Genomic DNA, 12,522 nt, shown 5'->3' with positions numbered 1-12,522 from the left:
TCATATGAGAATAATAATTATTAACAATTGGATGCTACCCGAAACGGGTTTATTTATGCCCGTTTCGGGTTGGTAACAGGCGGAAAGAACAGAGGCCCGGATGGGGTATCCGGGCCTCTGTCAGGGAGGAGTTTAGGGGGGCGCGACCCCGGTTACATCACGCGTTTAAAGGTCGAAGGGGTTACGCCAAACTGTTTCTGGAAGGCGGCAGAGAAATGGCTGGCGTTGGCATAGCCCAGATCGGCCGCCACCGTCATGACGGAGGTATTGCCGTTGGCCAGGCGTCTTCTGGCTTCCTGCATTCGTTCAGCCTGAAACAGGCCATAGACGCTGTTGTTGAACAGAACGCGGAAGCCTCGCTTAATTTTGAGAACGCTCAGACCGGACTCTCTGGCCAGCTCCGCGACGCCCGGCGCTTGCGTCAGATCAGCCAGCAGCAGATCCTTCGCCCGCAGCAGTTTCTGGCGTTCCATCGGGTTGAAGTGGCAGGAGAGGCAACTGGCGTCTTCGCGATGTTCATCCAGCACCAGACTGAGCATGACCAGACTTTGCCCCTGCAACCATAGCGTCGACGGCTTTTGTTCATGACTGAAGCTGCCGTGCATGCGCATCAGCGCGTGACGCAAGGCCTGAGCCGTTAAGTGGGTTTCAGCATTACAACGCTGCTGCTGGCAACAGCAGTGGGAGTCGATCTTATTCTTAATGACCGCGCTAATATCCGGCACCCACAGCGCGAGGGTTTCAGGGCTGAAGGAGAGGGTAATGCTCTCGAATCGGCCACAATAGGAGGCGCTGCCGCGACAGTCTGGCGTATGGGTAATGTAATGGCGATTGCGCGCAAGCTCCCAGTCGGTGTGGCGCCGGAGTCCCTGAATCGCAAAGCGCGATGTGCCTTCCAGGATGCACGAGAAGTTAATCCTGCCCAGATCGTCGTGTAGCTGCAACGTCTCAGGCCGCGCAAAATGGCCCCTCCAGAGCAAAATATCCATACCTTCCTGCAACGAACAGCGCAGCAGTTCACACTGAGCAGGAATATTGCCATCGTTTGCAGGTTTCCCGACCACCAACTGGTGAATAGAGATTTCAGATTGCGTTTGCGGTGACTCCGTCATGACCTGGTTATCTCCCTGTGGCTTAGACCAATGCGGGTATAAATAGAACCGAATGGGGTAGATGAGTTATTGATAATGGTTATTATTCACATTAATTCTCAGAACGCCACCCTGAATTGTCGTTTTTGGCGTCCGTAAAAATTCATCAGGAAATTCAGTTACTCCCATGTCATCTCAATCATCCAATACTGAATCGCTGTCCCGATTTCCTCTCTGGCAGGTGATTACACCGGTTCGCAGGAAGGTTATTTTAGCTATGGCGCTGGCGGGGCTGGCGGCATTAACCAGCCTGGGGGCGCTCCTTTTTCTGGCGTGGAGCCTGCGTGACATTCGCGCGACGCCTGACGCTATTCCGGCCTGGCCGCTGGGCGGCGTGATCGGCTGCGTGGTCTTAACTTTTGTTCTGCGCTTACAGGCGTTCAACACCTCTCATTACGCGGCTTTTCATCTGGAGAACATTCTGCGCAGCAGGTTAGCCCGTAAAGCATTGCAGCTTCCGCCTGGCGTGTTACAGCAAATGGGCAGCGGGTCAGTGGCGAAAGTGATGCTGGATGACGTGAAGTCGTTACATATTTTTGTGGCCGACAGCACGCCGCTCTATGCCCGCGCGATCATCATGCCGCTGGCGACAATCGTTATCTTGTTCTGGCTGGACTGGCGGCTGGCAATCGCGACGCTGGGGGTACTGGCGTTTGGATCGGTTGTTCTCGTGCTCGCCCGCCAGCGTTCGGAAGATATGGCTCAGCGTTATCATAAGGCGCGCGAGCAGGTTAGCGCGGCGGTTATTGAGTTCGTGCAGGCCATGCCCGTGGTGAGAACGTTTGATAGCGGCAGCACCAGTTTTCTGCGCTATCAACGCGCCCTTGAAGAGTGGGTCGATGTGCTCAAAACCTGGTATCGCAAAGCCGGTTTTTCAGCGCGTTTTTCCTTCTCGATTCTGAATCCTCTCCCGACCCTGTTTGTCCTGATCTGGTCGGGATACGGCCTGTTGCACTATGGCAGTTTCGATTTTATCGCGTGGGTGGCCGTTTTACTGCTGGGCAGCGGAATGGCCGAAGCCGTAATGCCAATGATGATGCTCAATAACCTGGTCGCGCAAACGCGTTTAAGCATTCAGCGTATTTATCAGGTTCTCGCGATGCCGGAGTTATCGCTGCCGCAGTCTGACCAGCAGCCGCAAGAGGCGAGCATTACCTTTGAGCAGGTGAGCTTTCATTATCCGCAAGCGCGTACTGGCGCCGCGTTGCAGGAGGTGAGCTTTCATGTGCCTGCCGGGCAAATTGTGGCGCTGGTCGGGCCAAGCGGCGCCGGAAAAAGCACCGTGGCGCGCTTGCTGCTGCGTTACGCCGACCCGGACAAAGGCCATATCCGTATTGGCGGCGTGGATCTGCGTGATATGCAGACGGACACCCTGATGAAGCAACTCTCGTTTGTGTTTCAGGACAACTTCCTTTTTGCCGACACGATAGCCAATAACATTCGTCTGGGCGCGCCGGATACGCCGCTGGAGGCGGTAATAGCGGCGGCCAGAGTGGCGCAGGCCCATGATTTTATTAGCGCTCTGCCAGAAGGTTACAACACACGAGTCGGGGAACGTGGGGTATTTCTCTCCGGCGGCCAGCGGCAGCGCATTACTATCGCCCGGGCGCTTTTGCAGGATCGCCCCATCCTGGTGCTCGATGAGGCGACGGCGTTTGCTGACCCGGAAAACGAAGCGGCGCTTATCAAGGCGCTCGCGGCGGCCATGCGTGGCCGGACGGTCATCATGGTCGCGCATCGTCTCTCAATGGTGACTCAGGCCGATGTGATATTGCTGTTTTCCGACGGACAGCTCAGGGAAATGGGGAACCATACGCAACTGTTGGCGCAGGGCGGCCTGTATCAACGGCTCTGGCAACACTATCAGCAGGCGCAGCATTGGGTGCCGGGTGGAACACAGGAAGAGGTGGTGGAAAATGAAAGACAATAATCCTGCGGATAACCTGGCCTGGCGCGTCATCTGGCGCCAGCTTATCTCCAGCGTTGGCAGTCAGGCCAGGATGCTGCGACGCAGTATGCTGGCGCTGTTGCTGGCGGCATTCATGCAGGGGATCGCCTTTGCCTGTCTTTATCCGATCATTGATGCGCTGTTACGGGGAGACGCGCCGCAACTTCTTAACTGGGCTATGGCCTTCAGCGTCGCCGCAATTGTGACGCTGGTGCTACGCTGGTATGGCCTGGGCTTTGAATACCGTGGTCATCTGGCGCAGGCCACCCATGAGTTGCGCCTGCGACTTGGCGAGCAGTTACGCCGCGTGCCGCTGGAGAAGCTCCAGCGCGGCAGGGCGGGTGAAATGAACGCCTTGCTGCTGGGCAACGTGGATGAAAACCTCAATTATGTTATTGCGATAGCCAATATTTTGCTGCTCACCATTGTCACGCCGCTGACGGCGTCGCTGGCGACATTGTGGATAGACTGGCGGCTGGGGCTGGTGATGTTGCTGATCTTCCCTCTGCTGGTGCCGTTTTATTACTGGCGCCGCCCGGCGATGCGGCGACAAATGCAGACGCTGGGGGAAGCGCACCAGCGTCTGAGCGGCGATATCGTTGAATTTGCTCAGGGGATGATGGTATTGCGCACCTGCGGCAGCGATGCCGATAAAAGCCGGGCGCTGCTGGCGCATTTCAATGCGCTGGAAAACTTACAGACCCGCACTCACCGTCAGGGCGCTGGCGCGACGATGCTGATCGCCAGCGTCGTGGAGTTGGGCCTACAGGTGGTGGTGTTATCCGGGATCGTCTGGGTAGTGACGGGCACTCTGAACCTCGCCTTTTTGATTGCCGCCGTCGCGATGATTATGCGCTTCGCAGAACCGATGGCGATGTTTATCAGCTACACCTCGGTTGTGGAACTGATCGCCAGCGCCCTGCAACGGATTGAGCGGTTTATGGCGATAGCACCGCTTCCCGTCGCAGAGCAAAGCGAGATGCCGGAACGTTACGATATCCGCTTTGACAACGTCAGCTATCGCTACGAAGAAGGCGACGGCCACGCGCTTAATCATGTTTCTTTGACGTTCCCGGCAGCCAGTATGAGCGCGCTGGTGGGTGCCTCCGGCGCAGGCAAAACTACGGTCACCAAACTGTTAATGCGCTATGCCGATCCGCAGCAAGGGCAGATTTCTATTGGCGGCGTCGATATTCGCCGCCTGACGCCGGAACAGCTCAATAGCCTGATTTCTGTTGTTTTCCAGGATGTCTGGCTGTTTGATGACACGCTGCTGGCGAATATCCGTATCGCGCGCCCACAGGCGACGCGGCAGGAGGTAGAAGAGGCCGCCCGAGCGGCGCAGTGCCTTGAGTTTATTTCCCGTCTTCCGCAAGGCTGGCTGACGCCAATGGGAGAGATGGGCGGCCAGCTATCGGGCGGCGAGCGCCAGCGGATTTCCATTGCCAGAGCGTTATTGAAAAACGCGCCGGTCGTCATTCTCGATGAACCGACTGCCGCGCTGGATATTGAAAGCGAGCTGGCGGTGCAAAAAGCGATCGATAACCTGGTTCACAACCGGACGGTGATTATCATCGCTCACCGTTTATCCACCATCGCCGGGGCCGGAAACATTCTGGTGATGGAAGAGGGACAGGTGGTTGAGCAGGGTACTCATGCGCAATTGCTCTCACATCATGGACGTTATCAGGCGCTGTGGCAGGCGCAAATGGCCGCGCGCGTGTGGCGCGACGACGGGGTTTCCGCGTCTGGAGAGTGGGTGCATGAGTGATGTTCAGTCGAATGTGAAACCGCTGACGTTGACGACCGGGCGGGTGATTTTTGCTATTGCCGGCGTCTATGTGACGCAGAGTCTGGTATCGGCGCTGTCTATGCAGTCCTTACCCGCGCTGGTGCGCGCTGCTGGCGGTTCGCTGGCGCTTGCCGGTGCGACAACCCTGTTTATGCTGCCCTGGGCGCTGAAGTTTATTTGGGCGCCATGGATCGAGCGCTGGCGGCTTCCGCCCGGTAGCCAGGAACGCCGTTCCCGCATGTTAATCCTGCGTGGTCAGGTCGCGCTAGCGGCGATCCTGACTATTGCCGCAGCGATTGGCTGGTTTGGGCGAGAAGGGGGATTCCCCGATACGCAAATCGTCGCGTTATTTGTTCTGTTTATGGTGGCAGGCACGGTCGCCTCCACCATTGATATCGCCAGCGACGGCTTTTGCGTCGATCAACTGACCCGCACGGGTTACGGCTGGGGAAACAGCGTGCAGGTCGGCGGCAGCTATCTGGGAATGATGTGCGGCGGCGGGGTGTTCCTGATGCTGTCGGCGGCATCCGGCTGGCCTGTCGCCATGCTGATGATGGCGGTGCTGATTATGGCGCTGTCACTCCCGCTGTGGCGCATTACGGAGCCGACGCGAACAGCGACTATCCCGCATGTTCCGGCGTTAGGTTATGCGCTAAGGAGGAAGCAGGCGCGCCTGGGCTTACTGCTGGTATTGATGCTGAATTCAGGCATGCGGTTTGTGCTGCCTCTTCTGGCACCGCTGTTGTTGGATCATGGGTTGAGCATGTCCGCATTGGGCGCGCTGTTCAGCGGCGGCAATATTGCAGCGGGCATAGCAGGAACGCTGGCCGGCGGATTGCTGATGAAATACACCTCACCCGGCAGAGCGCTGTTGACGGCTTATGGCGTCCAGGGGATCGCGCTGCTGGCGGTGGTGATGACGCTCATGATGGCGCCGGGTCATCTGCTGCTGCCGATTCTCCAGTGTCTGGTCATTGTCCAGTCCATTTCGCTGGCCTGCGCGCTGGTCTGTCTTTACGCCACGCTGATGTCGCTTTCATCGCCTTTGCAGGCCGGTGTCGACTTCACCCTCTTTCAATGTACTGACGCGGCAATCGCCATTCTGGCAGGCGTTATCGGTGGCGTTGTTGCTCAACATTTTGGCTATGCGGCCTGCTTCCTGTTTGCCGGGGCATTCACGTTGCTGGCGGCGTGGGTTGCTTATATCCGGCTGCATTCGGCAAGAGAACTGATGACAAGCGCAATTGATTGATCCGGGAATAACACAGAGAGGTAAGGGATGAAAATCAGTGAATTTCTACATCTGGCGTTACCAGAGGAACAATGGCTACCGACGATTTCTGGCGTTTTACGCCAGTTCGCAGAAGAAGAGTGTTATGTCTATGAGCGTCAACCCTGTTGGTATTTAGGCAAAGGGTGCCAGGCACGGCTGCACATTAATGCCGACGGAACGCAGGCGACATTTATTGATGATGCCGGGGAGCAAAAATGGGCGGTGGATTCCATTGCCGACTGCGCGCGTCGTTTTATGGCGCATCCTCAGGTGAAAGGACGTCGGGTATATGGACAGGTTGGGTTCAACTTTGCGGCGCATGCGCGGGGGATTGCCTTTAACGCCGGGGAGTGGCCGCTGCTGACGTTAACCGTTCCCCGTGAAGAACTTATTTTTGAAAAGGGAAATGTCACCGTTTATGCGGACTCCGCCGACGGGTGCCGACGTTTGTGCGAGTGGGTAAAAGAGGCCGGTACAACGACGCAGAACGCACCACTGGCGGTGGATACCGCCCTCAATGGTGAGGCATATAAACAACAGGTTGCGCGCGCCGTTGCGGAGATCCGCCGTGGCGAGTATGTCAAAGTGATTGTCTCGCGCGCCATTCCCCTGCCATCGCGGATTGATATGCCCGCCACGCTGTTATACGGGCGGCAGGCAAACACACCTGTGCGCTCGTTTATGTTCCGTCAGGAAGGACGCGAAGCGCTGGGCTTTAGCCCGGAACTGGTGATGTCAGTGACGGGCAATAAAGTGGTCACTGAACCGCTTGCGGGCACCCGCGATCGCATGGGAAACCCGGAGCATAATAAGGCGAAAGAGGCAGAACTGCTGCACGACAGTAAAGAGGTGCTTGAGCATATCCTTTCTGTCAAAGAAGCTATTGCTGAACTGGAGGCCGTTTGCCAGCCGGGCAGCGTGGTGGTTGAAGATTTAATGTCGGTTCGCCAGCGCGGCAGCGTTCAGCATCTGGGGTCTGGCGTGAGCGGTCAGCTTGCGGAAAACAAGGATGCCTGGGATGCGTTTACCGTGCTGTTTCCGTCGATTACCGCCTCAGGTATCCCTAAAAATGCTGCTCTGAACGCGATTATGCAAATTGAGAAGACGCCGCGAGAGCTTTATTCCGGCGCAATCCTGCTGCTGGACGATACGCGCTTTGATGCAGCGCTAGTTCTGCGTTCCGTATTTCAGGATAGCCAGCGCTGCTGGATACAGGCGGGGGCGGGAATCATCGCGCAATCTATGCCGGAACGCGAACTGACAGAAACCCGGGAGAAATTAGCGAGCATTGCGCCCTATTTAATGGTGTAGGAGTAACTGTTTTCTAACCTCACAACCAGACTGTCCAAAGACAATTGAGTCGCTCTTTGATTCCTCTGTGACTCTATTGTCTTCTTTTGGGATAAAATAGGTGTTTTTCGTCATGAAGTTGATAAAAGTCTATATAGAACCACCTCCTGTGGAGGTGGTGGTAATTTGCCAGAGTGTGGGATTCGTTAGTATATTATGGGATAAACTTATTTTTACCAATTGTATAAGGCGGTGCATAAGATTCTCGGCATGCTTCCAGATAATCCGACCACCACTGCATCATCGCTTTGCGGGCTTCTAGGTGCTCTGCCTTATGAATATAAGCCATGCGCACGGTATTGCGCTCCTGATGACTCATCTGGCGTTCTACTGCGTCCTTTGCCCATAAACCCGATTCCATCAGCGCACTGCATGCCATTGCCCGGAAGCCGTGACCGCAGATATCCTTTTTCGTGTCGTAACCCATCACCCGCAGTGCCTTATTGACCGTGTTTTCAGACATTGGCTTATACGGGTTATGGTCGCCGGGGAAGATCAGTTCATTATTACCGGTGATATCCTTAATCTGTTTCAGAATGGCGATGGACTGTTCTGAGAGGGGGACGATATGCGGCATTCGCATTTTTGCCCCGCGGCCGGAATAACGCACGCCAATAATGGGTTCTCGCGTCGCGGGTATCGTCCAGACTCGGTTTGTGAAATCAATCTCTGACCAGCGGGCGAAACGCAGTTCACTGGAGCGAATGAACACATGCAGCATCAGCAGAACGGCATGCCGGGTCAGTTCACGGCCCTGATGATATGCCCCAATACGTTCAAGCAGTTCAGGCAGCCGCTCCAGCGGCAGGGCAGGATAGTGCCGTCTGACAGGAGGTGTGGTCACGCCGCCAAGGTTTGCTGCAGGGTTCGTATCGATTAACTCCTGATGGACCGCATGGCGCATTATGTTACTCAGGTGCTGCCGTGTGCGGGACGCAACCTCCAGCAGACCTTTTTCCTCGATCCCTTTCAGCAGGTCAATGAAATGACGGGGTTTAAGTTCTGATACAGGTAGGTTCCCGATGACCGGAAAGATGTGATTGTTCAGGCTGGCAAGCAGACGGTCGGCGGTGTTCTGCGACCATTTCCTGTTACTTTTATGCCACGCCAGCGCCACGTTTTTAAAAACTTTCTCCGGTGTTCGTGAGCCACGTTCAGCAGCCCGCTGCTGTACCGGGTTGATATTCAGCGCCAGCATTTTACGGATACCTTCACGTTGCTGTCGCGCATCAGACAGGGAGATGGCTGGATAGGCACCCAGCGCAATGCGGGATTCTTTACCGCTAATACGGTATTTGAGATACCAGTGGCGGGAGCCACCCGGCTTAACCAGCAGATACAGACCGTGAGAATCGGAGACTTTAAAGGGTTTATCAGAAGGCTTGAGGGTGCGGATTTTTGCGTCGGTAAGGGACATATGGGGGTCACTCCATTATCGAACTAACCTGACCCCAGATTTGACCACCAATTTTTCCCGATGCGTAGGGTAAAATCAAAATGCACCGAGAAGAGTTTTCACACTAACCTGTTGAATCAACATCAGATAAAGATTCGCAAGGATGCATGAAAACAGAAAATTGGCTCCTCTGACTGGACTCGAACCAGTGACATACGGATTAACAGTCCGCCGTTCTACCGACTGAACTACAGAGGAATCGTGTGAACGGGGCGCATATTAACGATGCCATCCGGCCTTGTCAAAGCCTGATTCAAAGAATTGCGTTCGACTGCTGACAATTTCAGCAATCGCCACCCGCGCGCTGTTTTTTTCACCATGTTGCACCGTTGTAGTGCGAATGTACCCCTAATGGGGCATACCACAATCTGCTTACCGGGCAAATAAAAACCGAATTGCTATCACTATCCCTTATAACACTGCCTGCGGCGGGCGACAGCCGAGGAAATGCAAAGCTGGCAAGCAAATTGCAAAAGCCAGTGCATCATACTCCCAGCGTTGACGCTGGCGTTCCTTACAGGAGGCAAAATGAACTTAAGACGACTGAAATATTTTGTGAAAATCGTCGATATCGGCAGTCTGACCCAGGCCGCTGAAGTCTTGCATATCGCCCAACCGGCCCTTAGCCAACAGGTCGCGACCCTGGAAGGTGAAATGGACCAGCAGTTGCTGATACGCACCAAGCGAGGGGTCACGCCAACGGAAGCCGGTAAAATTCTCTACACCCATGCGCGCACTATCCTGCGCCAGTGCGAGCAGGCGCAGCTGGCGGTCAATAACGTCGGCCAGACGCTGCGTGGTCAGGTGTCGATCGGCCTGGCGCCGGGCACCGCGGCCTCCGCCATTACCATGCCGTTGCTGCAAACGGTACGCAATGAGTTGCCCGAGGTGATGGTCTATCTGCAGGAGAGCAGCGGCACAGCGCTGAATGACAAGCTGCTGGCGGGCCAGCTGGATATGGCGGTGCTCTATGAGCGTTCGCCGGTGGCAGGCATCGTCAGCCAGCCGCTGCTGAAAGAAGACCTTTACCTGGTCGGCACCCGCGACTGCCCGGGGCAGAGCGTGGATCTCACGGCGGTGGCGGAGATGAACCTGTTCCTGCCGCGCGATTACAGCGCAGTGCGGGCGCGGGTCACCGAGGCATTCACCCTGCGTCGTCTGTCGGCGAAAATTATCGGCGAGATCGAATCCATTACCACCCTGACCGCGGCCATCGCCAGCGGCATGGGGGCGACGGTGTTACCGGAATCCGCTGCCCGTTCCCTGTGCGGGGCGGCGAACGGCTGGATGGCGCGGATCAGCACGCCTTCAATGAGCCTGTCGCTGTCGCTGAACATGTCGGCTCGCGGCAGTCTGTCGCCGCAGGCGCAGGCGGTGAAAGAGATCCTGCTGTCTCTGGTGAGCCGCCCATCGCTGGAAAACCGTGAACTGCAGCTGGTCAGTTAGGGTATATTCTCTTAAGGAATAAGTTGCTGGTTTTTATTATTTGTTACCTGGGACAACAGACTTTAACAATAGCAGATACGTTAAGTCCATTGGCCCGGAGGAAAGGGTGAACTTCCAGCAGCTGAAAATTATCCGTGAGGCGGCCCGTCAGGATTACAACCTGACGGAAGTCGCGAATATGCTCTATACCTCGCAGTCAGGCGTCAGTCGCCATATCCGGGAACTGGAAGAGGAGCTGGGGATTGAGATCTTTATCCGCCGCGGCAAACGCCTGTTAGGCATGACCGAGCCGGGTAAAGCGCTGTTATCGATTGCCGAGCGGATCCTCAATGAAGCCAGTAACGTTCGGCGACTGGCGGATCTCTTCACTAACGATGCGTCAGGCGTCTTAACTATCGCCACCACCCATACTCAGGCGCGCTACAGCCTGCCGCCGGTCATTAAAGCTTTCCGCGAGCTGTTCTCAGATGTTCGCGTCGAGCTGGTGCAGGGTACCCCGCAGGAAATCGAAGCGCTGCTGCATAACGGCGGAGCGGATATCGGCATCGCCAGCGAGCGCCTGAGCAACGATCCGACGCTGGCGGCTTTCCCCTGGTTCCGCTGGCATCACAGCCTGCTGGTGCCGAAGGATCATCCTTTGACGCAGGTTTCTCCCCTGACGCTGGAGGCGATCGCCCGCTGGCCGTTAATCACCTACCGCCAGGGGATCACTGGCCGTTCGCGCATTGATGAGGCATTCAACCGCAAGGGGTTGATGCCGGATATCGTGCTGAGCGCGCAGGATTCCGATGTGATCAAGACCTACGTGGAGCTGGGGCTGGGCGTCGGGCTGGTCGCCGAGCAGTCCGGTGATGCCCGGGAAGCGGACACCTTTACGCGTCTTGATACCCGCCATCTGTTCGATGCCAATACCGTGTGGTTGGGACTGAAGCGGGGCCAGCTGCAGCGGAATTACGTTTGGCGCTTTATCGAATTGTGCAATGCCGGACTGTCGCTGGATGAGATTAAGCGTCAGGCGATGGAGCCGGAAGAGGCCGCAATCGACTATCAGATTTAAGGAAATGCTGGCCAGCGGGTCGGGGAGTGGAAATAACGCTATAATTCACACACGTGAGTCGCGACTGAGGAAGGGAAAATGACGATGCGGCGTGTGAAATTAGTTTGTTCTGCGCTGATGCTGCTCGCCAGCCACGGCGCGCTGGCCGTCAGCTATCCGCTGCCGCCGGAGGGGAGCCGTTTGGTGGGCAGCGCATTTACCATTGCCGTTCCGGACAATAACACCCAGCCGCTGGAAAGTTTTGCCGCCCAGTACGGCCAGGGGTTAAGCAATATGCTGGAAGCCAACCCCGGGGTCGATGTCTATTTGCCACGCTCCGGTTCGACGCTGACTATTCCGCAACAGCTGATCCTGCCCGACACCGTGCGCGAAGGGATCGTGATCAACGTTGCCGAAATGCGTCTCTATTATTACCCGCCGCTGGGCAATAGCGTCGAAGTCCTGCCAATCGGCATTGGTCAGGCGGGACGCGAAACGCCGCGTAACTGGGTGACGGCAGTAGAGCGTAAGCAGGAAGGCCCCACCTGGGTGCCAACCGCCAATACCCGCCGCGAGTATGCGAAAGAGGGCAAAACGCTGCCGGCGATGGTGCCCCCCGGGCCCGATAATCCGATGGGGCTGTATGCGATCTACATCGGCAGGCTCTACGCCATCCACGGTACCAATGCCAACTTTGGTATCGGGCTGCGCGTCAGCCAGGGATGCATCCGCCTGCGCAATGACGATATTAAATTCCTGTTTGATAACGTGCCGGTTGGGACGCGGGTTCAGCTGATCGATCAGCCGGTGAAGTACAGCGTGGAGCCGGACGGCAGTCACTGGCTGGAGGTGCACGAGCCGCTGTCGCGCAACCGCGCGGAGTTTGAATCCGACAGAAAAGTCCCCTTGCCGATGACCTCGGCGCTGCGCGACTTTACCCAGGGGCCGGGAGTGAGCCCTGCCCAGGTCGAGCAGACCCTGCAGCGCCGCTCCGGCATGCCGGTGAATATCAGCGCCACAGCGGCGCAGGGAAGTTTGTAGCGGGTCGTTTAGTCTGATTAACGGCTATT

General features: G+C 56.6%; 9 protein-coding genes and 1 tRNA gene. 7 read left to right on the top strand and 3 right to left on the bottom strand.

Features of this window, described 5'->3' with window-relative positions:
* Positions 1–152: 152 nt before the first annotated feature.
* On the bottom strand, positions 153–1,112 hold the full coding sequence (locus tag KPHS_34650) for an AraC-type transcriptional regulator (RefSeq protein ID YP_005227765.1): 960 nt from the start codon (positions 1,110–1,112) through the stop codon (positions 153–155).
* Positions 1,113–1,368: 256 nt separating this feature from the next.
* Between KPHS_34650 and KPHS_34640 the strand changes: the two genes are divergently transcribed.
* Genes KPHS_34640 through KPHS_34610 form a run of 4 tightly spaced genes read left to right on the top strand, consistent with a single transcriptional unit; the run spans position 1,369 to position 7,475 of the window.
* On the top strand, positions 1,369–3,081 hold the full coding sequence (locus KPHS_34640; RefSeq protein YP_005227764.1) for a lipoprotein inner membrane ABC-transporter: 1,713 nt from the start codon (positions 1,369–1,371) through the stop codon (positions 3,079–3,081).
* Positions 3,068–4,870 (top strand): permease and ATP-binding protein of yersiniabactin-iron ABC transporter YbtQ, encoded by a 1,803-nt coding sequence (locus KPHS_34630; RefSeq protein ID YP_005227763.1) that lies wholly within the window; start codon positions 3,068–3,070, stop codon positions 4,868–4,870. The genes KPHS_34640 and KPHS_34630 overlap by 14 nt, the downstream gene beginning before the upstream one ends.
* Complete coding sequence (locus KPHS_34620) at positions 4,863–6,143, top strand: MFS superfamily transporter signal transducer (protein YP_005227762.1); 1,281 nt, start codon at positions 4,863–4,865, stop codon at positions 6,141–6,143. The genes KPHS_34630 and KPHS_34620 overlap by 8 nt, the downstream gene beginning before the upstream one ends.
* Positions 6,144–6,170: 27 nt before the next feature.
* On the top strand, positions 6,171–7,475 hold the full coding sequence (locus KPHS_34610) for a salicylate synthase Irp9 (RefSeq protein YP_005227761.1): 1,305 nt from the start codon (positions 6,171–6,173) through the stop codon (positions 7,473–7,475).
* A 193-nt stretch (positions 7,476–7,668) separates the two neighbouring features.
* On the opposite strand, the gene KPHS_34600 is transcribed toward KPHS_34610, so the two are convergent.
* Both KPHS_34600 and KPHS_t00430 read right to left on the bottom strand, forming a co-directional pair.
* On the bottom strand, positions 7,669–8,931 hold the full coding sequence (locus KPHS_34600; RefSeq protein YP_005227760.1) for an integrase: 1,263 nt from the start codon (positions 8,929–8,931) through the stop codon (positions 7,669–7,671).
* A 161-nt stretch (positions 8,932–9,092) separates the two neighbouring features.
* A tRNA-Asn gene (locus KPHS_t00430) sits at positions 9,093–9,168 on the bottom strand.
* Between the two features lie 330 nt (positions 9,169–9,498).
* Here KPHS_t00430 and KPHS_34590 point away from each other — a divergent pair.
* The 3 genes from KPHS_34590 (at position 9,499) to KPHS_34570 (ending at position 12,493) form a co-directional block, all read left to right on the top strand.
* Positions 9,499–10,416 carry a nitrogen assimilation transcriptional regulator gene (locus KPHS_34590; RefSeq protein YP_005227759.1) on the top strand — a complete coding sequence of 306 codons (918 nt, stop codon included), beginning with the start codon at positions 9,499–9,501 and terminating at the stop codon, positions 10,414–10,416.
* 106 nt (positions 10,417–10,522) lie between these two features.
* Positions 10,523–11,473, top strand: a complete 951-nt coding sequence (locus tag KPHS_34580) for a transcriptional regulator Cbl (protein ID YP_005227758.1) — start codon at positions 10,523–10,525, stop codon at positions 11,471–11,473.
* A gap of 78 nt (positions 11,474–11,551) precedes the next feature.
* Positions 11,552–12,493 carry a L,D-transpeptidase gene (locus tag KPHS_34570; RefSeq protein ID YP_005227757.1) on the top strand — a complete coding sequence of 314 codons (942 nt, stop codon included), beginning with the start codon at positions 11,552–11,554 and terminating at the stop codon, positions 12,491–12,493.
* Positions 12,494–12,522: the final 29 nt, after the last annotated feature.

Source organism: Klebsiella pneumoniae subsp. pneumoniae HS11286, from assembly GCF_000240185.1.
Lineage (GTDB): Bacteria > Pseudomonadota > Gammaproteobacteria > Enterobacterales > Enterobacteriaceae > Klebsiella > Klebsiella pneumoniae.
The sequence above is the reverse complement of the archived record's forward strand: the minus strand, read 5'-3'. Positions and strand labels throughout refer to the sequence as shown.

Coding starts and splice junctions, on each gene's coding strand:
- KPHS_34650 (YP_005227765.1), bottom strand. CDS start 1,112: ATGACGGAGTCACCGCAAACGCAATCTGAAATCTCTATTCACCAGTTG.
- KPHS_34640 (YP_005227764.1), top strand. CDS start 1,369: ATGGCGCTGGCGGGGCTGGCGGCATTAACCAGCCTGGGGGCGCTCCTT.
- KPHS_34630 (YP_005227763.1), top strand. CDS start 3,068: ATGAAAGACAATAATCCTGCGGATAACCTGGCCTGGCGCGTCATCTGG.
- KPHS_34620 (YP_005227762.1), top strand. CDS start 4,863: ATGAGTGATGTTCAGTCGAATGTGAAACCGCTGACGTTGACGACCGGG.
- KPHS_34610 (YP_005227761.1), top strand. CDS start 6,171: ATGAAAATCAGTGAATTTCTACATCTGGCGTTACCAGAGGAACAATGG.
- KPHS_34600 (YP_005227760.1), bottom strand. CDS start 8,931: ATGTCCCTTACCGACGCAAAAATCCGCACCCTCAAGCCTTCTGATAAA.
- KPHS_34590 (YP_005227759.1), top strand. CDS start 9,499: ATGAACTTAAGACGACTGAAATATTTTGTGAAAATCGTCGATATCGGC.
- KPHS_34570 (YP_005227757.1), top strand. CDS start 11,552: ATGACGATGCGGCGTGTGAAATTAGTTTGTTCTGCGCTGATGCTGCTC.